Annotated in this window: 22 protein-coding genes; 4 read left to right on the top strand and 18 right to left on the bottom strand. The window is 72.8% G+C overall.

Annotated features, from left to right (window positions below; all coding sequences use genetic code 11):
• The 4 genes from ABD330_RS28055 to ABD330_RS28040 all read right to left on the bottom strand — a co-directional run.
• On the bottom strand, positions 1–1,400 hold a 1,400-nt coding region (locus tag ABD330_RS28055; RefSeq protein ID WP_344468806.1), incomplete at its 3' end, for a hypothetical protein.
• Between the two features lie 15 nt (positions 1,401–1,415).
• Positions 1,416–2,204 (bottom strand): hypothetical protein, encoded by a 789-nt coding sequence (locus tag ABD330_RS28050; RefSeq protein ID WP_344468805.1) that lies wholly within the window; start codon positions 2,202–2,204, stop codon positions 1,416–1,418.
• A 56-nt stretch (positions 2,205–2,260) separates the two neighbouring features.
• Positions 2,261–2,536, bottom strand: coding sequence for a hypothetical protein (locus tag ABD330_RS28045; protein ID WP_344468804.1), 276 nt, complete (start codon positions 2,534–2,536; stop codon positions 2,261–2,263).
• A 5-nt stretch (positions 2,537–2,541) separates the two neighbouring features.
• Entirely contained in the window at positions 2,542–2,745 is a 204-nt protein-coding gene (locus ABD330_RS28040) for a hypothetical protein (protein WP_344468803.1), read from the bottom strand.
• Between the two features lie 356 nt (positions 2,746–3,101).
• Between ABD330_RS28040 and ABD330_RS28035 the strand changes: the two genes are divergently transcribed.
• Positions 3,102–4,079: a helix-turn-helix transcriptional regulator gene (locus tag ABD330_RS28035; RefSeq protein ID WP_344468802.1), complete on the top strand. Its 978-nt coding sequence runs from the start codon at positions 3,102–3,104 to the stop codon at positions 4,077–4,079.
• On the opposite strand, the gene ABD330_RS28030 is transcribed toward ABD330_RS28035, so the two are convergent.
• From ABD330_RS28030 to ABD330_RS28020, 3 genes are all read right to left on the bottom strand, one after another.
• Positions 4,051–4,407: an ATP-grasp domain-containing protein gene (locus ABD330_RS28030; RefSeq protein ID WP_344468801.1), complete on the bottom strand. Its 357-nt coding sequence runs from the start codon at positions 4,405–4,407 to the stop codon at positions 4,051–4,053. The two genes, ABD330_RS28035 and ABD330_RS28030, sit on opposite strands and share 29 nt — an antisense overlap.
• Positions 4,408–4,639: 232 nt before the next feature.
• Positions 4,640–6,985, bottom strand: a complete 2,346-nt coding sequence (locus ABD330_RS28025; protein ID WP_344468800.1) for an ABC transporter permease — start codon at positions 6,983–6,985, stop codon at positions 4,640–4,642.
• Positions 6,986–7,145: 160 nt separating this feature from the next.
• On the bottom strand, positions 7,146–7,883 hold the full coding sequence (locus tag ABD330_RS28020; protein WP_344468799.1) for an ABC transporter ATP-binding protein: 738 nt from the start codon (positions 7,881–7,883) through the stop codon (positions 7,146–7,148).
• 142 nt (positions 7,884–8,025) lie between these two features.
• Between ABD330_RS28020 and ABD330_RS28015 the strand changes: the two genes are divergently transcribed.
• Positions 8,026–9,225: a sensor histidine kinase gene (locus ABD330_RS28015; RefSeq protein WP_344468798.1), complete on the top strand. Its 1,200-nt coding sequence runs from the start codon at positions 8,026–8,028 to the stop codon at positions 9,223–9,225.
• Positions 9,222–9,893, top strand: coding sequence for a response regulator (locus ABD330_RS28010; RefSeq protein ID WP_344468797.1), 672 nt, complete (start codon positions 9,222–9,224; stop codon positions 9,891–9,893). The genes ABD330_RS28015 and ABD330_RS28010 overlap by 4 nt, the downstream gene beginning before the upstream one ends.
• A gap of 21 nt (positions 9,894–9,914) precedes the next feature.
• On the opposite strand, the gene ABD330_RS28005 is transcribed toward ABD330_RS28010, so the two are convergent.
• From ABD330_RS28005 to ABD330_RS27970, 8 genes are all read right to left on the bottom strand, one after another.
• Positions 9,915–10,049 carry a hypothetical protein gene (locus tag ABD330_RS28005; RefSeq protein ID WP_344468796.1) on the bottom strand — a complete coding sequence of 45 codons (135 nt, stop codon included), beginning with the start codon at positions 10,047–10,049 and terminating at the stop codon, positions 9,915–9,917.
• 64 nt (positions 10,050–10,113) lie between these two features.
• Positions 10,114–10,878 (bottom strand): class I SAM-dependent methyltransferase, encoded by a 765-nt coding sequence (locus ABD330_RS28000; RefSeq protein WP_344468795.1) that lies wholly within the window; start codon positions 10,876–10,878, stop codon positions 10,114–10,116.
• Between the two features lie 4 nt (positions 10,879–10,882).
• Complete coding sequence (locus tag ABD330_RS27995; protein ID WP_344468794.1) at positions 10,883–11,668, bottom strand: SDR family oxidoreductase; 786 nt, start codon at positions 11,666–11,668, stop codon at positions 10,883–10,885.
• Positions 11,665–12,525 carry a TauD/TfdA family dioxygenase gene (locus tag ABD330_RS27990; protein WP_344468793.1) on the bottom strand — a complete coding sequence of 287 codons (861 nt, stop codon included), beginning with the start codon at positions 12,523–12,525 and terminating at the stop codon, positions 11,665–11,667. The genes ABD330_RS27995 and ABD330_RS27990 overlap by 4 nt, the downstream gene beginning before the upstream one ends.
• An 80-nt stretch (positions 12,526–12,605) precedes the next feature.
• The gene (locus ABD330_RS27985) at positions 12,606–13,874 is read right to left on the bottom strand and encodes an aspartate aminotransferase family protein (protein ID WP_344468792.1); all 1,269 of its coding nucleotides are present in this window, start codon (positions 13,872–13,874) and stop codon (positions 12,606–12,608) included.
• Between the two features lie 61 nt (positions 13,875–13,935).
• A complete protein-coding gene (locus ABD330_RS27980; RefSeq protein WP_344468791.1) occupies positions 13,936–18,168 on the bottom strand; it encodes an SDR family oxidoreductase in 4,233 nt (1,410 codons plus the stop codon).
• Positions 18,165–18,788 (bottom strand): DUF6309 family protein, encoded by a 624-nt coding sequence (locus ABD330_RS27975; RefSeq protein ID WP_344468790.1) that lies wholly within the window; start codon positions 18,786–18,788, stop codon positions 18,165–18,167. Before ABD330_RS27975 ends, ABD330_RS27980 begins: the two co-directional genes overlap by 4 nt.
• Positions 18,785–19,582 carry a phytanoyl-CoA dioxygenase family protein gene (locus tag ABD330_RS27970; RefSeq protein ID WP_344468789.1) on the bottom strand — a complete coding sequence of 266 codons (798 nt, stop codon included), beginning with the start codon at positions 19,580–19,582 and terminating at the stop codon, positions 18,785–18,787. The genes ABD330_RS27975 and ABD330_RS27970 overlap by 4 nt, the downstream gene beginning before the upstream one ends.
• Positions 19,583–20,293: 711 nt before the next feature.
• Here ABD330_RS27970 and ABD330_RS27965 point away from each other — a divergent pair.
• Positions 20,294–20,941 carry a TetR/AcrR family transcriptional regulator gene (locus ABD330_RS27965; protein WP_344468788.1) on the top strand — a complete coding sequence of 216 codons (648 nt, stop codon included), beginning with the start codon at positions 20,294–20,296 and terminating at the stop codon, positions 20,939–20,941.
• On the opposite strand, the gene ABD330_RS27960 is transcribed toward ABD330_RS27965, so the two are convergent.
• From ABD330_RS27960 to ABD330_RS27950, 3 genes are all read right to left on the bottom strand, one after another.
• On the bottom strand, positions 20,942–21,316 hold the full coding sequence (locus tag ABD330_RS27960) for a hypothetical protein (RefSeq protein WP_344468787.1): 375 nt from the start codon (positions 21,314–21,316) through the stop codon (positions 20,942–20,944). It abuts the gene before it with no gap.
• 76 nt (positions 21,317–21,392) lie between these two features.
• The gene (locus tag ABD330_RS27955) at positions 21,393–22,886 is read right to left on the bottom strand and encodes a peptide MFS transporter (RefSeq protein ID WP_344468786.1); all 1,494 of its coding nucleotides are present in this window, start codon (positions 22,884–22,886) and stop codon (positions 21,393–21,395) included.
• Positions 22,887–23,056: 170 nt separating this feature from the next.
• The coding region (locus ABD330_RS27950) for an adenosylhomocysteinase (protein WP_344468785.1) at positions 23,057–23,603 on the bottom strand (547 nt) is incomplete at its 5' end.

Below are 23,603 nucleotides of genomic sequence, written 5' to 3'. Positions count from 1 at the left end.
CTCCCGTCCTTACCCTGCCACGCAGCAACCCAAGTACCGTCCGGGTAACTCGCGATCGACGGGCTCGTACCCGCCGCCACACCCAGCACATTCGGGTCGTTCACCGAATCGATGGTCACACCGTGCCCATGCGCCAGCCAGAGACTGTTGTTGGTGTCCTGACCCTGGAAAGCCAACTCCCACGTACCATCGGCCAACGTCACCAACGACGGACTCGAACCGGACGCAATCCACTGCGACGTCGCAATGTTCAGGTACATCAGACTCGTACCGGAACCATTGGCCAACCCCAGACTCCCGTCCTTACCCTGCCACGCAGCAACCCAAGTACCGTCCGGGTAACTCGCGATCGACGGGCTCGTACCCGCCGCCACACCCAGCACATTCGGGTCACCGACCGAGTTGAGCGTGATGTTGACCCCGTTCGCGAACCACAGGCTGTTGTTGGCGTCCCTTCCCTGCCATGCGGCATTCCAGTTGCTGTTCGGCAGCGCCGTCAGCGACGGGCTCGTACGTGAAGCGGGCTTCGGCGGGGGGCCGGGGACCGGGACGGTGATGTTGACGGCGGCATAGGTGTGGTTGGCGTTGTCGATCTCGTTGGCGACCGGCTGGACGGAGTAGCTGCCGGCGGCGAGGCCGCCGGTGTTCCAGGTGTAGGCGTAGCCGGTGGTGTTGGGGTTGGTCGGGCCGCCGCCGGCCCTGAAGGTCTGGTTGTATCCGTTCGGGCCGGTGATGGCGTAGTTGAGGTAGTTGACGTAGCCGTTGGCGGTGACGGTGGAGGTCAGGTTCACCGTGCTGCCGCTCTGCTGGGCGTTGGCGGTGACGTTGAAGCCCGCGGGGATGAGGGGGGCGACGGTGCCCATGCGGTAGTAGCCGATGTTGCTGGTGGGCGGCGTCCAGGTGTGGTGGCCCACGATGCCGCTGCCGACGTAGTTGGCGTCGACGACGTCGAAGCTGCCGTTGTGGTTGTTGGCGACGACGATGGCGGTGTGCAACTGCTGCCCGTCGTAGGTGCCTTCCTGGATGATGTCGCCCTTGACGGCGGTCGCGGCAGTCACCGCGATCCCGCCGGCGTCGAGATAGCTCTGTTGATAGTTGCCGTTGGGATCGACGGGCCACTGGGTGCCGCCGCTGACCATCGAGACGATGCAGTTGACGAACTGCTTGCACTGGTCGCCGCCGGTCTTGTGGGCGTCCGAGCAGGCGGCGGTGCCCAACCCGACCGGCGTGCTGCCGGAGGTCTTGTAGTAACTGAGCGCCTTGTCGGCCAGATTGGCGTTGTTGTACGAGGCTACGGCGTGCGCGGCGCCGACGCCCAGCAACGGGGTGGCGAGGGCGGCGAGAGCCGCCGGGACGAGGACGGACAGGGGCCGGCGACGGCTGGTGGACAGGAACTTCATCAGGGACTCCGAAGGTCAGGGCGTGCGGGAGGGCGCTGCCGGGAAGGCGACGGTGAGCAGGTTGCGCAGGGTGTCGAAGGCCGTGGCGGTCCAGGACGGGCCGGGGTCGTGCGGTGCGCCACCAGGCGCCGCGGATCCGCTGGAGACGGTCAGGAAGGCGACGGCGTTGCCCACTTGGAGGGCGGTGAAGTAGACCCGGCCCTGGCTGCCGGCGTCGGCGGCGGACCGGTCGGGCGGGTACATGGCCACCCGGATCGCGTAGGCCTGGCCGGATCCCGGCATCGGGAGCGCGGTCACGGTCTGCGCATGCGGCAGGTCGGTCCAGGAGAAGTGGTCCGCGCACTGCGGAAGCCAGCTCCGGTGTCGGGCGAAGTCGGCGGCGGCCGCCGCCGGGGAGGGGTAACTGATCACCGTCTCGCCGGCCAGTGCCCCCGACGGGCCGGCCCAGCGCCTGGTCAGCGCGGCTACAGGGTGCAGATCGGCGGGGTAGGGGGAGCCGCCGCTGCTGAACTCCGGTGCGGGGTCGCAGTGGTCGGGATCCGCGAGCGCCCGGGGGACGGGCCGGCGGTCCGCCAGCTGCACCCAGTCGGTCCCCGCCGAGACCGGCAGCTGCCCCGTGGTGAGCAGCACCGAGTCGGGGATGCCCGTACGGACTCCTGACGCGGACCGGCCTCCGGAGCCCGGCCCGGAGCCGGTCGCGCCGACCAGCGCGGTGACGGCGGCGACAGCGACGACCGCACAGAGCAGCAGCCGCGGTCGGCGTCGCCGGGAGGAGGGTGTGTGCGTGGGGGCTTTCGTGGACATGCGGGGCTCCGGGAGGGATCGGGCCGGGGCGGACGGGAGGTCGGGACGGACCCGGGTCAGAAGAGGTGCAGCGCGGCCGTGTACCGGCCGAGCGCCGGCGCGGCCAGTGCGCGCATCAGCAGGCTGTTGGCCTTGGCGAGCGCGTCGTCCGGTCCGTCGGCTCGCAGGAAGATCAGCACGCCGATGCCGGTCGGGGCACTCCGGGCCCGGACGTGTTCCAGGCCGTGCTCCGGGGCGGAGTGCACCCACAGGATGTCCTCGACGGTCCGGGCGGTGGCCGCTGCGCCGGATTCGGGTCCGCTCCCCAGCAGGGTGGCCCGGACGATCAGCACGACGGTCAGTCCCAGCCGAAGCCGTCGGCAGGGCTGCCGGCGGTGGGCGTGCCGCTCACGGCGGGCGCCACGTCCCAGCCGAACCCTCCCGGCGCCGGCGCCGTGGTGCCGGCGGGCGGCGCGGTGTCGGCGAACGCGGTGGCCGCACCGGCTCCCGAGAACACGACGGTCAGCGCGGCACAGGCGAGGAGGCGGGCGGTCTTGGACATGGGAATCCCCCGGAAAGTTTTGAGGAGTGGACAACTGACGGTCGGTCATCAAGCTGCGAACCCGGTTCCGGCTCCTGGTGTCTTCGGCCGCTGTTCCGGTGAGCACCATCCTGCTGGCGGCCGCCCGGCCCCGGAAGGCGCGGCAGCTGTCCGCATGCGGCCTGGCCCGATCAGGACGCAACAGCCGGCCTGCGGGCGCGAGCTGTCCGGTTGACGACTTCCCGGCCGTGCGGCTGTCCGTTCACCGCCAAGTTCTTGTGGAGCCGGTCGCTCGGCTGGGATGATCCCCGTCGGGCCCGCAGACGGGGCACCGAAGCTGTTCGATCTCTGCGCCGGGGGGCTGGATCATGTTGGACATGCTCGGGTTGGATCATGCCTCGGAGAGCGTGTACCGGGCGCTGCTCGCCTCCCCGCAGGAGAGCGTGCAGGAACTCGGCGACCGCCTCGGCATGACCGAGCCCGCCGTACGCGACGCCCTGGACCGGCTCGCCGACCTGCAACTCCTGCGCACCTCCCGGGAACTGCCCGGCGTCATGCAGCCGGTCAGCCCCGAGCTCGGACTGGAGCTGATCCTGCGCAGCCAGGAGCAGGACCTGGTCCGCCGCCAGCGCGAATTCGAGCTGAGCAAGGCCGCTGCGGCAAGGGCCATCGCCGCGTACGCGGACCTGCGCCCGAACGCCCCGGAGGGCACGACCGAGCGTCTCGTGGGCCTGGACGCGATCCAGAGCAAGCTGGAGGTGCTCGGCCGCGAAGTCCGCAGCGAGTGCCTCTCCGTCATGCCGGGCGGCGCCCAGTCGCCGGCCAGCCTGGAGGCCTCACGGCCGATCGACACCGCCGCCATGGCCGGCGGAGTAGCCGTCCTGACCCTCTACCAGGACAGTGCGAGGCACGACTCCGCGACGCTCGCGTACGCCCGCTGGATGACCGAGCAGGGCGGCCAGGTCCGTACCCGCCCGACCCTCCCACCGCGGCTACTCATCGTCGACCGCGAGGTCGCCGTCGTCCCGATCGACCCGGCCGACACCCGCCTCGGCGCACTGTGCAGCCGGGAGGCCGGGATCGTCGCCCCGCTCGTCGCCCTCTTCGAACAGACCTGGCAGTCCGCCGTTCCGCTCGGTGCCGACCGCTGCAAGGACACCGAGACCGGGCTGAGCGCGACCGAGCAGGAGCTGCTCAGACTGCTCGCCGCCGGCCTGACCGACGAGGTCGCGGGCCGGCGCCTCGGCATCTCGGCCCGTAGCGTCCGACGGCAGATGGCCGGGCTGATGGAGCGGCTGGAGGCGTCCAGCCGCTTCGAAGCGGGGCTCAAGGCCGCGCAGCGCGGGTGGCTCTGACCGCCGCCGCCCGGTCCCGCGCACCGCACGACCCGGCCGGAGCGGGCAACCCCCGCAGGAACCCGCGATCGCCGGGGGCGACCAGGTGCAGGGGCCCGGCCGCCCGGAGGACGACGTCGAGGACGGCCTCGGGGTCGGCCGCGTAACTGTGGGCTAACCAGGGCATGTTCGCCTCGACCACCGCCCAGCGGTCGACTCCGGTGTCCGGGTCCTGGCTGAGGCCGATGTCGACGGCCGCCGCGGTCGGCAGTGAGGTGGCGCGGGCGGGATCGGTGCGGAGTTTGGTGAGGATCCGCCAGGTTCTGACGAACATCCGGGCCGCGCGCATCGGGCCGACTGTCTGTGACCTCTACGGGCCGATGCCGATCGAGCACAGGTCGAAAACGCTGCCCGCCGTGCTGGGTGCCTCTCACGCCTCTGTGTTGAGGGGAAACGCCGGAATGCCGACCTCCCGAGGGTGTCGACCGGGGAGGTCGGCATTGGCGTTCTTGCCGCGCCGTGCAGTGCCCGGCACCGCTTTTGCCCCGGCGGCCAGCAGCTCTGCTCGGTCCTGCTCGGTCCTACTCGGTCCGCAGCGCGGTGGCGGTCCGCGACCGGGCCGCCCAGCCGGCCGGCAGCAGTGCCCCGAGCAGGGCGATCACGATCCCGCCGGCCAGCAGGGGGATGAGCAGCCCGGCGGTGTAGACGTGGGACACGCTCGGCGGCAGGTGCCGGCCGATGGCATTCCCCATCGGGGTCAGCGTCGCCTTCTCCACCGCGACCCCGATCGGGACCCCGATCAGCCCGGCGATCAGGCCGGTGAGTGTCACCGAGGTCAGGACCATCGCGATGGTCTGCTTGGGTGTCATCCCGAGGGCCTTGAGGATCCCCAGATCATGGACCCGCTCCCGGGTGTCCTGCACCACCGTGCTCAGCACCCCGAGCGCGGCGACCGCGATCATCATCAGCGTGAGCGTGACCACCAGGGCGCCCATGATGATCACCACGATGTTCTTGCCCTCGTCCGAGTTCGGCTGGACCGAGGCGTTCAGCGGGGTCATCGCGGCGGCGGCCGAGGTGGACCAGTCCGGTCCGCTGACGCCTCTGGCCGGCTCGACGTTGAACTGGTCGATGTGCGGGGTCAGACCGGCGGCGGTGAAGGTGGCCGCATCCGTCATGACCGTGTAGTCGCCCATGTTGGTGTCGAAGTTGATGCCGACGACCTTCAGCGACAGTTGCTTGTTCTGCTGCACCACGGTGACGTCGTCACCGACGTGGATCCCCGCCGCCGAGGCCAGCTTGTCGCCGACCACGGCCTCGCCCGGCGCCGAGTACCAGCGGCCGGACACCAGCTCCAGGTGCGTCCAGGAGAAGTCGCCGGTGACCGTGTACACCTTCGCCGGTTCGCCGCCGGGTGGGGAGTCGACCATGGTCGCGCCGCTCTCGCCCCAGCCGAACGCGGTCTTCGTGCCCGGGATCCCGGCGAGCGCGGCGGCCACCTTGGCGGCGTCCAGGTGCGGGTTGCGCGGGTCGTTGGGGCCGTAGAGACCCCAGGGCACGCCTACGTCGGCTGTGGGTATCACGATCTCCGACCCGACGTTGAAGCCTGAGGTGCTGGCGTCCAGGTACTTGTTGAACCCGGTCTCCAACCCCACCGCGAACGTGGCACTCACCACGCCGAACAGCACCGCCACACCGACCAGTACGGCCCGGGCCGGCCGGGCGAACGGCTGGGCCAGCCCCAACGACACGGCCCGGGGCAGCGGCAGCCGCGAGGCCAGACGTTGCGCGGTCCGGCCGCCCCCGGCCTTGGGAGCGCGGCCGACCACCAGAGCCCGCACCGTCGGCATCCGGCCGGCCCGCAGTGCCGGGATCAAAGCCGTGACGCCGACGATCAGCAGGGTGCCCAGCGGCACCACGGCGCTGACCCACCACGGAATCGTGGCACTGGCCGCGCCGAGCTGCTCGGTGGCCCCGTCCAGGATCGGCACGGCCAGGAGGTTGCCGAAAACCGTGCCGAGCACCAGGCCGAGTGTCGCCGGGATCATGGCCTGCGCGGTGTAGGCGCGGGCCACCTGCGAAGGGGTGAAACCGAGCGACTTCAGAATCCCGATGCGCCGGATTCCCGAGGCCACAGCCCCGCTGACCACGATCGAGATGATCAGCACCGACATGAACAGCCCGAGGATCCCGAAGGCGATCAGGAACGGCACGTAGGCCTTGGCGTTGCCGGTCGCCTGCTGCTCCGCGGTCAGGTACGACTGCCCGGCCTCGACCGCGCCGGCCGGCGCGGCGGAGGCCACCGCCTGCTTGTCGGCGGCGATGTCGGCGGCGGTCCCGGCCTTGGCGAACCGGTAGAGCATCTGCTCGTCGGACTTGGCACCGGCGGCGGTGAGCCGCGCGAAACCGTCGGCGGTGACGAAGCCGGTCGCGCTGTCGGTCACCGAGCCGGCGAAGCCGACGACCAGATACGACGGCTTGCCCGGCAGGGAGGAGAACACCACCGAATCGCCGAAGCAGTCGGCGGCATAGTGCTGCCACGGCAGGGCGATCTCGCCCGGGCTCGTCGGCCGGCGCCCCTGGGTCAGCACGAGTTGGTCCATCCCGGAGGTGCTGCCCAGGTCGGGCCGGGTGGTGACGGTGATCGGACCGTTGTCGTGACCGGCCCAGTCCTTCTTGGAGCAGTCCGTGCCGATCGTCGTGTCCAGGGCGGCGGCGATCGGGTAGGGCCCGGACGCCTCGGTGACACCGGCGGCGTGCGCGGTGGCGGCGGCCTGCGCGGCCGTGACCTTCGAGCCGTCGAACTGGACCGCCAGGTGCGCCCCGTTCCGAGCACTGAAAGCGTGCTCGAACGGGGCCTGCACGACAGCCAGCAGACCGAGGGAGAGTACTGAGGACGTCACCGCGGCGAACGTTGTCAGTGCCATGACGAGAGACTGGACCCGGCGGCGGCCCACGCCGGAACGTACGACCTTGCCCAGGGCGCTCACCGGCTCGCCGCCGGCAGCAGGCGGGCCATGGCCCGGCGGCGAACATCGTCAGGGCCGACCTCGAAGACGCGCCAGGGCACCGGCGGCTTGCGCAGTGTCATCGGACCGCTCCCGCCGGGCCGTTCAGCGGGGCGCCCGCGCCCACGTTGACCGTGTTGACCACGTCCCGCTCCACCGCGCCGTCCACCAACTCGATCGTGCGGCGCGCGGTGCTCGCGGCCAGCTGCACGTCGTGGGTGACCAGCAGGATGGTCTGGCCCTCGCTGTTCAGGTCCAGCAGCAGCTCGCGCACGTCCTCGGCCGAGCCCGAGTCCAGAGCGCCGGTCGGCTCGTCGGCCAGCAGCAGCGCCGGCTTGTTCATCAGGGCCCTGGCCACCGCCACCCGCTGCCGCTCACCGCCGGACAGCCGCTGCGGATAGGCCTTGACATGCCGGTCGATGCCCAGCGAGCCGAGCAGCTCGACGGCCCGCCGCTTCGCTTCGCCCTTGCCCATCCCGGCCAGCTGCGCCGGAACCATGACGTTGTCCAACACGGTCAGGTCGTCCAGCAGGTTGAAGAACTGGAAGATCATGCCGATGGAGGCCCGGCGGTACTTCGCCGAACCGGCCTCGCCGAGCTGGTCGACGCGGGTGCCGTCGACGGTCACGGTGCCACCGGAAGGCTTGTCCAGACCCGCGATCAGGTTCAGCAGCGTGGACTTGCCGCTCCCGGAATGACCGAGGATCGCCACGCACTCACCGGCCGCCACGGACAAGGTGACGCCGGCCAGTGCGGGCGGGCCGTCGCCGTACCTCTTTGTCGTGTCGCGAAGATCGATCATCGGTGCATTCGTCATGACCATGAACCTAGGAACAGACCATGATCCACCGCGTCGGCCGGCGGATGGCACCTCTTCCCAGGCCATCGGCCCGGGGGCGTAGCCGACGTACATCCCCGGGGCGACGCGCAGAGCCGACGCCACTGAATACGATCTCCGCATGGAACAGCTTCTCCAGCGTCTCTCGACATCAAAACGCGTGACCTGGCTGATGTCACAGGCCGTGGTGCTCGCCACCACCGGCTTGTACGCGCTGATGCTCCCCTTGACGATGCCGGCCCCTGAGAACGGCCTGTTCCGGTTCCCCGACCTCGGGGACTTCCAGAAGATCGGCCTCTGGGTCGTGCTCGCCCTGCCGGTTCTGCTGGTGCGCCGGCTGCCGGCAGCGGTCTTCACGGCGGTCCTGGGCGAAGCAGTCCTCGGCGACGCCTTCGGCGCGCGGCCCTCGATCGTGTTCGTCCTGCTCGTCGGCCTGGGCGGGTACCTCGCCGTCCGGCGGCCGAAGGCTGCCGCCGTCGGCTCCGTCGCGGCCGTCGCGGCCGCGTTCTTCAACGACCTCCACGGCCGCGAGCAGACCGTCGGCGACGCGTCCCAGTGGGCCGGGGGGTTCGCGTTGTGGTTCGCGGTCGCGTGGGTCTTCGGCGGGGTGTACCGCAAACGCCGTGAATACCTCGACGCCCTGCAGGAGCAGACCGCGGCCCGCGTCGTCATGGCCGAGCGGCTGCGGATCGCCCGCGAGCTGCACGACAGCGTCGCGCACAGCATCGGGATCATCACGGTGCTGTCGGGAGCGGCGGCGCGGGTCGTGGAGACCAAGCCCGAGCAGACGCGTCAGGCGCTGACCGGCATCGAGACCACCAGCCGGGAGACGCTGCTGGAGCTGCAGCGCATGCTCGGGGCGCTCCGCCGCGCCGAGCCGGACGACGCCATGCCGCAGGCCGCTCCGCTGGCGCCGGCCGGCAGCCTGGCCGATGTCCCGCAACTCGCCGAACGCACGGCCGGCGCCGGGGTGCGGGTTCAGGTGACCTGGCGGGGCGAGCGGCGTCCACTGCCGCCGGAGATCGAACTGTCGGCGTTCCGGATCATCCAGGAGTCGGTGACGAACGTGGTGCGGCACTCCGGGGCGCGGACATGCCGGGTCGCGGTCGGTTACGAGCCGGAAGGAGTGAGGATCGAGGTGGTGGACGACGGGGACGACGGTCCCGGCGGGCCGGGCCGTCCGAGGTTCACGGCGGGGGCCGGCGGGAGCGGCTTCGGCCTGCTCGGCATGCGCGAGCGGGTGACGTTGCTGTCCGGCCAGTTCAGCGCGGGCCGGCGTCCGGAGGGCGGATTCCGGGTGGCTGCGAGGCTCCCGGCATGAGCGTACGGGTACTGCTGGTCGACGACCAGCCGCTGATGCTGCTCGGGCTCGCGATCCTGATCGGCGACACCGACGGCCTGGAGGTGGTCGGCCAGGCCGGCGACGGCCGCGAGGCGGTGCGCCTGGTGCGTGAACTGCGGCCGGACGTCGTGGTGATGGACATCCGGATGCCGGGCATGGACGGGATCGAGGCGACCCGGCAGGCGACCGCCGAGCCGGACCCGCCCAAGGTCTTGGTGCTGACGACCTTCGACCACGACGAGTACGTCTACGGCGCACTGCGCGCCGGGGCCAGCGGATTCCTGCTCAAGAGCATGGCCCTGGACGCGATCCTGGACGCGATCCGCGTGGTGGCGGCCGGCGACGCGCTGATCGCGCCGAGCGTGACCCGACGGCTGATCGCGGACTTCGCCGGAACGTCCGGCCCCGCGGCCCCCGAACCGGACGCGGACTCACCTCTCATCGCGGGGATCACCGACCGGGAGCGCGAGGTGCTGGCATTGGTCGGACAGGGACTGTCGAACACTGAGATAGCCGAGCGGCTGGTGGTCAGCGCGGCGACCGCGAAGACCCACGTCGCACGTCTGTTCGCCAAGCTCGAGGCTCGGGACCGCGTCCACCTGGCGATCATCGCCTTCGAAACCGGACTCGTGCCGCGTAGACGGTAGGGGCAGACGGTAGCGGCAGGATCAGAAGAACGATCGCGACCACGAGTCCGCCACCAGGCCCGCCTCCCACGCGACTTTCCGTGCGTCGGTCACGAGCAGCCCGACGATGTCGGGCACCGTCACCTCGTCGGCGGTGCCGGGTCCGGTCCAAGCCATGTCACCCTCCCGCGTCCAGCGTCCCGCCGACCTCCTCCGGAGGGAAGACCGCCGGGCCGCGAGGTCAGCCGGGCGGCCGAGTGCCTTCGAGGTGGCGCCAGCGGACCGGGTCGGTGGTGGCGGCCACGGGTCGGGCGGCGGGATCGGGCCTCGGTGGTGGCCGGTACGCGCCGCAGTCCAGCACCAGCGTCTCGTTGCCGCCGGGCTGGAACTCGTAGTCGACCTGCTGGAGCCGGGTCGGGATGCCGTGGCCGGCCAGCTTCTCGCGGAGGCGGTCGAGCGCGCCGTACCGCTGGTCGCTGGTGTGCAGCAGCACGGGGAACAGCCGTACCTGGTGGCGGGCCACCCGGGCCAGGTCGAGCAGGGCGGCCAGGTGGAAGGACTCGTCGAGTTGCGCTCCGTAGGAGAACAGCAGGTGCGAGCTGAGCACGAGGTCGAAGGAGCGGTCCGCGAACGGCAGGCCGGGCAGCGAGCCCGCGACGTAGCGGTCCGGGCGGGCGGCGAGGTCGGCGGCGAAGGTGCGCGCGGCCGAGGCCCGCAGCCGGGTGTACCGTTCGACGTCGCCGAACCAGGTCCAGACGAAGCTCGACGCGTTCGCCGCCAGCTCGGCGTGCTTGTGCTCGATCTCGCGGAGCACCAACTCCCCCAGCCGGTCGCGGCCTTGGCCGTACTGCGAGTCCACGGCGACGGCGTCCGTGCCACGGGCGCCGGCCAGCGCCACGAAGCTCGCCGCGCCGCCCGGACAGTCCAGCACGCGCAGGGAGAGGTCGTCGTCCGACAGCGCGAACATCGCCCGGTACTCGGCGAAGGATCGGGCGCTGACCAGCATCCGGTCAGCCCCTTCCGATGAACGGCATCGTCGTCGGCAGCACGGTGAGGAACTGCACGTTGGCGTCCAGCGGCATGGACGCCATCAGCAGCAGCGCGTCGGTGAACCGCTCCACCGGGATGGTCGCCTCCACCGCCATCGTCCGGTCGGCCTGCATGGCGGGCGGCTGCGGGCTGCCGTCCACCGGCGCCACGTTCCCGACGTCGATCTGTCCGCAGGCGATGCCGTAGGGCCGGCCGTCCAGTGACAACGCCCTGGTCAGCCCGAGCACGGCGTGCTTGGCCGTGGTGTACGCGATCGAGTTCGGTCGCGGCGAATGAGCGGACGGGGCACCGTTGTTGATGATGCGCCCGCCCGTCGGCGACTGCGCGCGCATGGTACGGAAGGCCTCCTGCGCGCAGAGGAAGGTGCCGGTGACGGTGGTGTCCATCACCCGGGTCCAGTCCTCGAACGGCACCTCCGTGATCGGCCTGCGCGCCGTGGCCGCGCCCGCGTTGTTGAACAGCAGGTCCACCCGGCCGAACTGCCGGACCACGGCGGCGAAGAGCGCGGCGACCTCGTCCGGGTGCCTGATGTCGGTCGGGACGGCGGTCACCCGGCCCGGGCCGGCTCCGGCCGGCAGGGCGCTCTCCGCCAGTGCGACGGTCTCCTCCAGCGCGTCCTTGCGCCGGCCGGCCACCACGACCGACCAGCCTGCGCCGAGCAGGGCGAGCGCGCCGGCCCTGCCCAGACCGCTGCCGCCGCCGGTGACGACGGCCACCTTTCCGTTGTCCTGCGCGCCGGCTGTCACAGCACCTCCGTGTTCATCCAGACCCGGAGCATCCGGCGGGAGCCGGGGCCGGGGACATCGACATAGGGCGAACGGCCGTGCAGCACCCGGCTGTTGCGGATGACGAGCAGGTCACCGGCGGCCATCGGCAGGCCGAAGGCGATCTCCGGCCGGTAGAGGACCTCGTCGAGGACGCCGAGGGCCTCCCACTGGCGGGCGCTCAGCGGCGGGCCGCCGCGCTCGGGGGAGGTCCGCACGGTACGGGTCTGGTAGTAGCAGCCCACCGTCCCGTCCGCCTGGGTGAAGAAGATCGGGGAGACGATGACCTGTTCGCCGACCCGGCCGGTCCGGTCGAAGGTCCAGTCCTCGCAGAGCGTGCCGAGCACCTCGGGCCGCTCCCGCCCGATGATGTCGCGGACGTTCCGTGCGCTGGCCAGCTTGGTGTTCCCGCCGCCCCGCACGGCGGGTTGCAGGCAGAGCAGCACGAGCAGGTCGCAGGTGTCGCAGTGGAACCCGAGCTCGGTGGCCCCGTCGCCGTCCTGGTCGCGGAGCACCTGGGTCAGGTCGCCCCGGGCGTTCTGGGCGACGATCTCCCCGAACTCGCGCAGGACGAACGACAGGCCCGCCACGATCTCGTGCTCGGCCGCGCGCGGATCGATCAGGTTGCGGACGTGCGCGAAACCCACGGCCCGGATGCCGGCGGGCACGAAGCCGCGCAGCGCCCCGCGCACCCCGTCGGCCCGGCTCCACCGCCCGTCCTGCGAGTCCGCCCAGAGCAGCCGCCGGTCGCGGTCGCTGAGCGGCATCGACCAGATCGCGCTCCGGGCCGCCAGATCCGCGCTGCCCCAGCCGATCTCGGTCGCCGTGTCATCGGACATCTGCTGGATCACTCCCGTCTTCGTCGGCCTCGTCGGGCTCGGTCATCGGTCATCGGTCATCGGTACGGGGTACCGGGCACTCAGGTGGTCGCGGCGGCCACGGCCTTCGACCACAGCGCCACGGCCTCGTCGATCTGCTCGGCGGTGACGACGAGTGCCGGAACCATCCGGACGACGTTCAGGTGCACGCCGCAGGTCAGCAGCAGCAGACCCAGCCCGGCGGCCGCCTGCTGGGCACGCTGGGCGGTGGCCGGATCGGGGGTGCCGTCCGGACGGCAGAACTCGTTGCCCACCATGAGCCCCGGCCCACGCACGTCGGCGACGACCGGTGCGCCCGCCGCGACCTTGCGCAGCCCGTCGGTCAACCGCCGTCCCTGTTCGGCGGCGTTCTCCACCAGGCGCTCGTCGCGGATGACGTCGAGCGTGGCGAGGGCGGCGGCGCAGGCCACCGCGTTGCCGCCGTACGTCCCGCCCTGCGAGCCGGGCCAGGCCTTGCGCATCAGCGCGGTCGGCGCCGCTATCGCCGACAGCGGGTAGCCGCTGGCCAGGCCCTTGGCCGTGACCAGGACGTCCGGCACCACACCGTCGTGGTACTGGTGCGCCCAGAACCTGCCTGTCCGGCCGAATCCGCTCTGCACCTCGTCGAAGACCAGCAGGATCCCGTGGCGGTCCGCGCGTTCGCGCAGTCCGGCGAGGAAACCCGGCGGAGCCGGGACGTAGCCGCCCTCGCCCAGGACCGGTTCGACGAACATCGCGGCGGTCTCGGCGGGGGCGCTGACGGTGGCGAGCACGTGGTCCAGCCCGCGCAGCGCGTACTCCACCGCCGCCTCCTCGCTCAGCCCGAGGTCCGTCCCGAGCCGGAAAGCGGCGGGGAACGGCGCCACCACGACACCGGGGATCAGCGGTCCGATCCCGGCCCGGAACCGGGTGCCCGCCGTGGTGAGGGCGGCCGCGCCCATCGTCCGCCCGTGGAAGGAGCCGTCGAACACGATCACGTTCGGCCGGCCGGTGGCATGGCGGGCGAGCCGCAGCGCGGCCTCCACCGCCTCACTGCCGGACGCGACGTAGAACAGCGAGTCCAGGCCCTCGGGAAGCACCTCGCCGAGCCGCTCGGTGAGGGTGAGCAGCGGCTCGTGCAGCACGGTCGTGTACTGCCCGTGCACCAGCCGGGCCGCCTGCCGCTGCACCGCCTCGACGACCCGCGGGTGGCAGTGGCCCGTACTGGTCACCCCGACGCCGGAGGTGAAGTCGAGGTAGCGCCGGTCGTCGGCGTCGAAGAGGTGCAGCCCCTCGCCTCGGACGGCGACGACGGGGGTGGCTTGTTTGAGTACCGGGGACAGCTGGGTCACGGGGTCTGCACCTTCGTTCGGGTCGGTGGAACGGGCTCGGTGGAGTTACGTGGTGGGACCGTCAGGGCGCCGGGGCCGGTGGGAGGAACCCGGCTCCGGCCGCCCAGGACAGGGCGGCGGACCACCAGTGCGGGGTCGGCGCGCTGAACCGCACCCCGGCGCGGCCGAGTACGGAGGTCGTGTAGGAGCTGTCCACCACGACGTTGCGGTCCTCCAGCTGGGACCAGGCCGCCGCCAGCCGGGCCTCGGTCGGATGGGTCCGCTCGGCCCGGGCGAGGGCTCCGGCGAAGGTGTCGTCGTCGGTCAGCACGACCGGGTAGCCGTGGCCGGCCAGCCAGCCGACGAGTTCGTCGTGCGGCACCTCGTAGGGGGTCTCGACGTGGTAGGCGCCGGGCGCGGCATGGGGGTCGGTCGCGATCGCCGCGATCCCCGCAGCCACCGTGTCGACGTGGGAGAACGCGAAGGCGGTGCCCGGACGCCGGGGCGCCGCACCCGCCAGCACGTAGCCCCGGACGAGCTGGTAGATCCGGTTGTCCCCGATGTTGCGCTGGAACGCACCGGTACGGCTGTGCGCCGCGATGTGGCCACTGCGGTGCACGTAGCACTGCCGCCCGGACGCCGCCCAGGACCGGACGGCCTGCTCCGCGCCGAACTTCGCCCGCTCGTACGGCGTGCGGAAGCTCTGGCCGATCCAGAGGTCCGCCTCGCTGAAGCGGCGGGCGGGCCCGTCGACGCCACCGGAGACGGCGAGGGTCGAGACGTGGTGGAAGCGGGCGCCGGGTGCCTGCGCGTCGACCCAGGCCAGCAGCCGCCGGACGGCGGCGTGGTTGGTCCGCTCCAGTTCGGTGGGCGAGGCCACCAGGCGGACGTCGGCGGCGGCGTGGACGACGAGCTGCGCGGTGCGGGCCCGGGCGAGCCCCTCCGGGGACAGGCCGAGGCCGTCCCGGTCGATGTCACCGGCGACCACCTCGATCCCGTCCCGTCGGGCGCCGAGGCGCCGGGCCGCCTCGGCGTCGCGCTCCCCGCGCACCAGGCAGGTGACCTGCGCGCCGCGTCCGGCGAACTCGGTGAGCAGCTGCCCGCCCAAGTAGCCGGTGGCGCCGGTGAGCAGGACCCGGGCGGGTTCGCGCACCCGCAGGGCGCCGCCGCCACCGGGGTCCGCCGCCCGGCCGGAGTGCAGCAGCTGGCCGGAGGTCGAGGCCGGCATCCTGCGGTGCGGGCGGGCCGGGGCCCCGGCGGCGGCCGCCACGGCACGGGCGAAGGAGGCGAGGATGCCGTCCGCGTCGGCGTGGGGCAGCTTGGGCCAGGAGTACACCAGGTCGGTCACCAGCCGGTCCCCGACGATGCGGGCGGTGAGGCGGAGCAGGTAGACCGGGTCGAGGCCCGGGCACCGGGCCGTGCCGGCCTGCTCGTCCGCGACGGACCAGCTCAGCGCGGGCTCGTCGGGCAGCCGGAACGTCCCGAGGTAGTTGAACCCGATCTCCGGGCGGGGGCCCGCCGCGTCCATCGGCAGCTCGGGTGCTTCCCGGATGCGGCGTCCGGCCTCGTGCACCCGCTCGGCCGCTCCGGCGCCCTCGGACCGGTCCGGGGAGTCGAGGGCCACCCACTTCACGGCCGTGAACCAGCCGACGGTGTCCAGGTACTCGCCGTCGGCGGCCTCCCGGCCGTGGGTCTCGACCTCCACCTCGACGGCGGACCGGCCGCTCCGGCCGGCCACGGCGTCGGCCAGTGCCGACAGCAGGAACGCTTCGAGCCCCTGCCCCCGGCCGTACCGGCCGGCCAGCCGGGTGGTCGCCCGCTCGTCCAGCGCCCAGCTGAGGGCCGCCGGTTCGGTGCCGGTGTCCGCTGCGGCCTCGTCGGGGCGGGTGGGCGCGGGCGGCGCCGTCATGGCCCACCGGTAGAAGTCGGCCGTCGGGGGGAGGTCGGCCCGCTGTCCGGAGCGGGCCGCCCGGTACGCCCGGGCGAGGTCGTCGAACAGGATCCGCCAGGAGATGCCGTCGACGGCCAGGTGGTGCACGACCAGCGCCAGCCGGTCGTCGACGCCGGGCGGGCCCGCGAAGAGGTGGGCCCGGATCAGCAGCCCGGCCGCCGGGTCGAGGCTGCGGTGCAGTCCGGTGCAGACGCCGTCGACCGCCGCGGCCAGCGGGCCCGCCGGTCGCGGCAGCCTGGAGAAGCTCAGCACCGCCAGCTCGCCGACGGGCCGCGGGTCGCCGGGGCCGTCCGCGGTGATCGGCTGCCGCAGCGCCGGATGGCGCTCGACCACGGCGTCGACGGCCGCCGAGAGCGCTGCGGCGTCGACCGCCGTCCCGCAGCGCAGCACGACGGACTGGTTCCAGTGCCGGAGGTCGTCGACGGGCTGCCGGAACAGCCACCGCTGGGCCGGCGCGAGCCGTCGGGCCCGGCCGCCGTCCGGGGCGCCGTCCGTGCCGGGGGACGCGTCGTCCGGCACGGGAGCGGCGGCGGAGGCCAGCAGGGTGGGGGTCGGGTTCTGGTAGAAGTCCTCGAAGGAGATCCGGAGCCCGGCGCGGCGCAGCATGGCGACGGTACGCATGGCGAGGATCGAGTCCCCGCCGAGGCTCAGCACGTCGGTGTGCGGCCCGACGAAGGGCAGACCGAGCGCATCCGCCCAGAAGTCCGCGACGGACCGGACCAGCGCCGGGTCGATCCGGTCCGGCGGGGCCGTTCGCCCCGTCCGCGCCAGCCGGGCCCTGGCCTCGACGATCCCGTGGACGACGGTGTCGAGGCGCTCCCGGTCGAGCTTCCCGTTCGGGCCGATCGGGAAGTCCGGCAGGACGAGGATCGGCTGCGGGACGGAGTACCCGGGTAACCGCTCGTGCAGGTGGGCGCGGAGCGCTTCGGCCGTGGGGCTCTCGCCGGGCCCGGCCGCCGACCGTACGGCGGCCAGCAGCCGGCTGCCCGCCGGGGTCTCCCGGACGAGCACGGCGCACTGGCCGACGCCCGGGAACTCCCCGATCGCCCGCTCGATCTCGGCGAGGTCGACCCGGTAGCCCCTGATCTTGACCTGGCGGTCGGAGCGGCCGAGGAAGACGAGGTTCCCGTCCGGGCGGCGGCGGCAGATGTCGCCGGTCCGGTACATGCGTTCGCCGTCGTACCGGGTGAAGGCGCGCGCGGTCTCGGCCGGCCGGCCGAAGTAGCCGGCGGTGACGCCCTTCCCGCCGATCAGGAGCTCGCCCGCCACCCCGTCGGGGACGGGCCGTCCGGCCGGGTCCAGCACCCGGAGGCCGACCTCGCCGATCGCGGTGCCGATCGGGACGGTCGGCTCGTCCGCCGGCAGGTCGGCGGCCGCCGAGGCGAGGAAGCAGGTCGCGCCGACGGTCGTCTCGGTCGGGCCGTAGTGGTTGGCCAGCCGGCCGGTGACGCCGTCGTCGAGCAGACCGGCGGCGAAGGTCCGGGGCAGTGCCTCGCCGCCCAGGAGCACGGTGTGCAGGGCGGGACTCGCGGCCGGCCGCCCTTCGAGCAGCGCCATCAGGTGCGAGGGCGTCGTCTTCAGCACCGAGACCCCGGCGCCGCGCAGCGACGCCCAGAACGCCTCCGGGTCGCGCACCTCGTGGTCCGGTACGACGTGCACCGAGCCCCCGGTGGCGAGCGCGAGCAGCCAGGCGGTGTGGCCGAGGTCGGCGGCCAGGGTGGTGACGTGCGCGATGCGCGGGGCGCGGGCGGCGGCTTCCGGGTGCCCCGCCTCGGCGTACCCGAGCCGCCGGCCCAGCGATCGCGCGTAGTGCACCGCGTTGGCGTGGGTGACGGCCACCGCCTTCGGCTCGCCGCCCGAACCCGAGGTGAAGGAGAGGTACGCGAGCTCCGGGTCCTCGTCCGGCTCGGTGTCGGTGCCGCCGTCGGTGCCGGTGACGGCGGGCCCGGGCGGACCGGCCGAGGCGAGCGCGTCGACGTCGAGCACCTCGGTGCGGTAGGCGTCCGGTGCCTGCGCGGACGCCTCCGTGGTGAGCGCGCAGGCGACCGCGACGGCGTCCAGGCGTCGGCGCAGGTCCGGCCCGGACCACTCCGGGTCGACCATCACCGCGGCGGCACCGGAACGCAGCACCCCGTGCAGCAGGGCGCACACCCGGGCGTCCCGGGGGCCCAGCAGCGCCACCCGGTCGCCCCGGCCGACACCGAGCTTGCGCAGGCGGGCCGCGACGTGGGCCGCCACGACGTCGAGCGTCCGGTAGTCGAAGGAGCGGGTCGGGTCGGTCAGGGCGGGCAGGTGCGGGTGGGCCCGGGCGTTGTGTGCCAGGAGACCGGTCAGCGACAGGGTCGGCCGTATCGCACACGTCACGTCTGTTCGTCTCCGGTCCGTACGGGCGTGGTCGGGGTGGTCGGCCGGTCTGCGGCGCTCGGGCCGGTGCGGGGGCCGGGGCCGGTCCGGGGGTCGCCCGCGACGAAGGCCTCCAGCCGCGCCGAGCGGGGCAGGCGCCGGGCCACCTCCCAGACGAGCATGCGGTGCAGGCCGTCCAGGTGGACCAGGCCGTCGGTGGGAGGGAGGTCCGCGTAGTCGGAGTGCGGCACCGGGCGGGTGCTGAGGTACACCGGGGTGAGCGGTGCCCACTTGAGCAGCTCCAGCTTCGCCGCGCAGACCGGGTTCGCCTCGGCCCACTCCGCCCCGCCGGCGCGGATGCGGGCCGCGGCCTGTCCCACCGTCAGCCCGGTCCTCGGTACGAGTTCGAGCTTGCCGCCCTCGCTCAGGTGCCAGGGCAGCATGATGCCGAGGACCTCGGCGCGCGAGAGCCTGACCTTCCACCAGCTGCCGAGCAGGTCCTCGGCGCGCTGGAGGTTCTCCTCGCCGCACTGGTTGGTGTTCGCCTCGTGCGCCTGGTCGGCCGGGTGGTCCCGCAGGTAGACCCGGCGGACCTCGGCGAAGGTGACCGAGCTGACAACTTCCACGTCGATGCCTCTCACACGGTTCTGGTGTACTCGGTGAAGTGGCGGTCCGCAAACAACTCCGGCCACCGCCCGTCGGCCAGGCCGAGTTCCCTGGCCCGGGCGAGCATCTGCCGCCAGAAGGGCTTGACCGGCCGCCATCGCGCCCCTGTCTGGCAGTACGAGGCGTCCACGAAGTAGCGGGGGTGGCCGGGGCCGGCCGGGGCTGCTCTGCGGGTGTGGAACAGCGCCGAGTTGAGCAGCACGGTCGAGCCGGGCGGCAGCCGGTCGATCACCACCTCGCCCGGCAGTGCGGCCGTGCCGAGATGGGCCAGCGCGCCCTTCCCGAGCGATTCGCGGTGCGAGCCGGGCAGCACCGCGAGGCTCCCGACCGTCTCGTCGAGGCCGCCGAGGTAGTGCAGCGCGTGGACCATCAGCAGCGACGGGTCCGCCCGGTCGTTGGGCTCGTAGTCGTGGTGCCAGGGCTTGCCCGCGATGCCGGGGCGCTGCCGGTCGCTGTGCAGGTGGTGGAAGACGAAGGAGGGCCCGAGCAGCTCGGCAAGCGTGCGCATCAGCGGACGGTGGGCGACCAGTTCGCCGTGGTGCGGCAGCTCCAGCTCCCACACCGGGGGCGGGCCGTGCCCGACCGGGTCGGCGCACGCGGCTATCGAGCGGGCGCGCAGGCCCTCGTCCACCCAGCGGTCCACCTCGGGTACCAGCCGGTTCCGAAACGCTTCGGACAGGAGGCCGGGAAGGACCAGGAATCCGGACTCGGCGAACTGATCCCGGTGCGTGGCATCGAGTCCCTCACACCCCTCAAGAAACAGCGGCACTAAAACGACCCACCTCTTTCACGCAGCGACGGAGCGGCGTGCGCCGTCGCGGACCTCGGGTGACCCCTCAGCACAACTGGGCCAGCATGACCGGGCGCGGATTGATCGTGTCCAGTCGGATTCTGCGTGTCGGAGTCTCTGCCACGGGGGCGGCGTCTCACAAGACCGACTTCGGGGCGGAGGACAGGTTTCCGGCCATGCTGCCACGCGGATTCGATCTCTTCGTCCACCTACTGATCGATTGGGCGGCCCGCCGGGCGCAGTGGATGTTTACCTCCTGATCAAAGGAGGTTCGCCGTCGAATCATCTACGGGTTCACCATCGGGCCACCACTCCGGCCGAAAAGCGGCATTCACGGTCTTCTCCCGCCTTCCGGTCAGACCGGACAGTGGATCACGGTCCGACGGAAGGTCCGGGACGGGCCGCCGGACCCGACCAGGCCCCTGAACGGCGGATCAACGCGGCGCGGCGCCGTGCTCGCCCCTCCCCCGCCGCCCTCGGCGGGAGCCCGGACGGGTGCGCCGCCGGCGGGCCGGACTGGGCCGAGATCCGACGGCCGCACCGGGTGGGCCGTACGGGTCGTGCGCACCCAGGGCGCTCGGCGGAGCCGGCTCGCGGGACTCTCAGGACATGCGCGTCCTATGATGCAAGTGTCCTCTCATTGCGGTGGCGCACTCGCCGCTCCAGGCGCGAACCGGAAGGCGCACCCCCATGACCTCGCCGAGCACAGCGGGCCGCACCAACCAGAAGCTGCGCACCCGGACGGCGATCGTGCAGGCCGCCGCCGAGCTGAGCCGCACCGGGCGCGAGGTGAGCATGCCCGAGATCGCCCGGGCGGCCCTGGTGTCGGAGGCCACGGCCTACCGCTACTTCCCCGACCTGGTCAGCCTGTTGCGGGAGGCCCTGGTCGGACAGCTCCCCGACCCGGCCGAGGCGCTCGCGCCGGTCGCGCACTCGGACGACCCGGTGGAACGGGTCGCCGCCGCGACCGAGTTCCTGCTGCGGCACGTCCTGGCCCGGCAGGGCGTGGTCCGCGCGATGATCGCGGGGACGGTCCTCCGTCCCGCGCAGGACGCCCGGCCGGGGCTGCGCTTCGGCCTGATCGACTACGCGCTCTCCCCCCTGGCCGACACCCTCGGGGCCACCGACCCGGGCGCACTCGCCCAGCTCAGACGCGACCTCGCCGTCGTGGTCGGCGCGGAGGCCCTGTTCAGCCTGACCGACCTGTACGGACTCGGCCCCGAGGAAGCCGTCACCAGCATCGTGCACACCGCGACCACCCTCACCCGGGCCGCCCTGCCCCCGGGCCCCGGCGCCGGCCGCCCGGCCGGGCGGCCCGGCCGTGGGGCGCGCGGCTGATCAGGCCTCGTACCCGCCGTCCAGCGGGTCCAGCGGGTCCAACGGGTCGAGGCCCCAGGCCGCCGCCTGCTCCGCGGAGAACAGGAGGGCGGGGGCGGCGGGGACGGTGACCGGCGGGCCGGCCAGCAGGTGCCGGGCGGCGGACTCGAAGCGCTGCCCGCTGACCTCCGCGAAGATCCTGGTCACCGCATGGGTGATCTGCTCCCGCGCCGCCCGGGCCGTCGCCGCGGACACCGCGCCCGTCGACTGCGCCTCCGCCTCGCCCGTACCGGCCGCCGCCGGCTCGCCCGGGCGGCCGCAGGCGGACCGCCGGCCGGCCGGGCGAGGACGGCTACGCGGATTCCTGAGGGTTCCTTCGGCATCGATGGCGTTCACAACAACCTCCTGTACGTCCACGGGGGTACGGGTGGGGCCCCTGACGCGTCATGGACCCGCCGGGCGGCGAAGTGGGTCAGAGACCGAGCCGACGGGAGAGCGGACGGGCCGCCAGCAGGAGGCCGCAGCCCACCGCGACGGCCGACGCGCCCAGGACCAGGAACAGCCCGGGGCCGGGGGTGTTCGTGCCGACGGCCTTCAGGGCACTGCCGCCCAGGCTCGCCCCGAGCGCGGCGGCCAACCAGGACACCCCGACCAGCTGGCTCAGGAAACCGGCCGGCGCGACGGCCGTCGCGACGCTCATGCCGACCGGTGCGAGCGCCGCCTCCCCCGCCCCCATCAACAGGTACGTGCCGAGCAGCCACAGCGGCGAGACCTTGGCCCCGCCCTGAGCGGACTCGGCCGCCAGCGCCATCAGCAGCAGGGCCGCGCCCATGCTCGTCATCCCCACCGCGAACTTCACGGCCGCGCCGATCCGCTCCCCGAACCGCACCCAGAGCCAGGCGAAGACCGGCGCCAGGAGCAGGATCGCCAGCGGCGTGGCCGACTGGAACCAGCTGGCCGGCACCCGGATCCCGAACACCGCCCGGTCGGTGGAGTCCCGCGCGAACAGGGTGAGCAGCGAGCCGCCCTGGACGTGCAGGCCCCAGAACAGCGCCGAGGCCGCGAACAGCCAGATGTACGCCCGCAGCCGGGCCCGGTCGGCCGGCCCGATCTCCGGGTCGCGCAGCAGGCCCCGGAAACACCGGACCGGCACCGCGAGGCTCAACACCGTGACCAGCAGCAGCACGTGACGGATGGCGAAGGTACCGGCCAGCCCGTCGGCGGTGAAGGCCGCCGCCACCACGGCGAGCGCCCAACCCGAAGTCCGGGCCGCCCGTCGGCGCTCGGCCGGCGTGGCCGGCCGCTCGGGCAGCCGACCGGCCTCGCCGAACGAGGCCGACCCGCGCACGTACTGCCACACCCCGAAGCCCATGCCGAGGGCCGCCACCGCGAAGCCCAGGTGCCAGTTGACCCCCTCCCCCAGGCTGCCCACCACCAACGGCGCCACCAGGGCGCTGACCTGGATGGACGTGTAGAAGACCGCGAATCCGGCATCCCGCGCGGCGGTCGCCCCGCGCGGGTAGAAGGAGCTCAGCAGGCTGGCCAGGTTCGGCTTGAGCAGCCCGGTGCCGGCGGCGATGAACAGCAGCCCGAGGAAGACGGTCGGCTCGGTGGGCATCGCCATCAGCAGATGCCCGGCCGTGATGACCACGCCGCCGTACAGGGTCGCCCGGTAGCTGCCGAACACCCGGTCGCCGAGCCAGCCGCCGGGCAGCGCGGCGAGGAAGATCGCGGCGGCATAGGCGCCGAAGAGCATCCCGGCGTCGGCGTTGGTCAGCCCCAGCCCGCCACGGGAGGCCGGGGCGGAGGCGAAGAGGAAGAGGATGGCCAGCATCCCGTAGAAGCTGAACCGCTCCCACATGTCCGTGACGAACAGGGTGACGAACCAGCGGGGTCTTCTCAACAGGTCGGGCGCGGCGGCCCCCGACGTCTCGGCGGTCGTCAGGACCGTGGTCGGCGTTGCCATGACTCTCTCCTCGGGCTGCGGACTCCTCGGGTTGCGGAGTTCGGGGGACGGAGTTCGGGGGGACGGGGGGCGGGGGTTCTCGGGGGTGGCGGGCGGCCCGGCCCTCGACCGCGTCCGCGTCCGTGTCCGGAGCGGCGGTCGAGGGCCGGGGACGGCCGTTCCACCGGTCGTCAGTAGCGGTACTGCTCCGGCTTGTACGGGCCCTCGACCGGGACGCCGATGTAGTCGGCCTGCTGCTGCGAGAGGACGGTGAGCTTGACGCCCAGCGCGTCCAGGTGCAGGCGGGCGACCTTCTCGTCCAGGTGCTTGGGCAGGACGTAGACGCCGACCGGGTACTCCTCGGTCTTCGTGAACAGCTCGATCTGCGCGATCGTCTGGTTCGCGAAGGAGTTGGACATCACGAAGGACGGGTGGCCGGTCGCGTTGCCCAGGTTCAGCAGGCGGCCCTCGGAGAGCATGATGATCGTGTGGCCGTCCCCGAAGCGCCACTCGTGGACCTGCGGCTTGACCTCGGTCTTCACGATGCCCGGCAGCTTCGACAGGCCCGCGATGTCGATCTCGTTGTCGAAGTGGCCGATGTTGCCGACGATCGCCTGGTGCTTCATCTTCTCCATGTCCGAGGCAAGGATGATGTCCTTGTTGCCCGTGGTGGTGATGAAGATGTCCGCGATGGAGACGACCTCGTCCAGGGTGGTGACCTGGTAGCCGTCCATCGCC

It is taken from the genome of Kitasatospora kazusensis (assembly GCF_039529945.1).
GTDB lineage: Bacteria > Actinomycetota > Actinomycetes > Streptomycetales > Streptomycetaceae > Kitasatospora > Kitasatospora kazusensis.
Note: the sequence above shows the minus strand (reverse complement) of the source record. Positions and strands in the feature narration are given on the sequence as shown.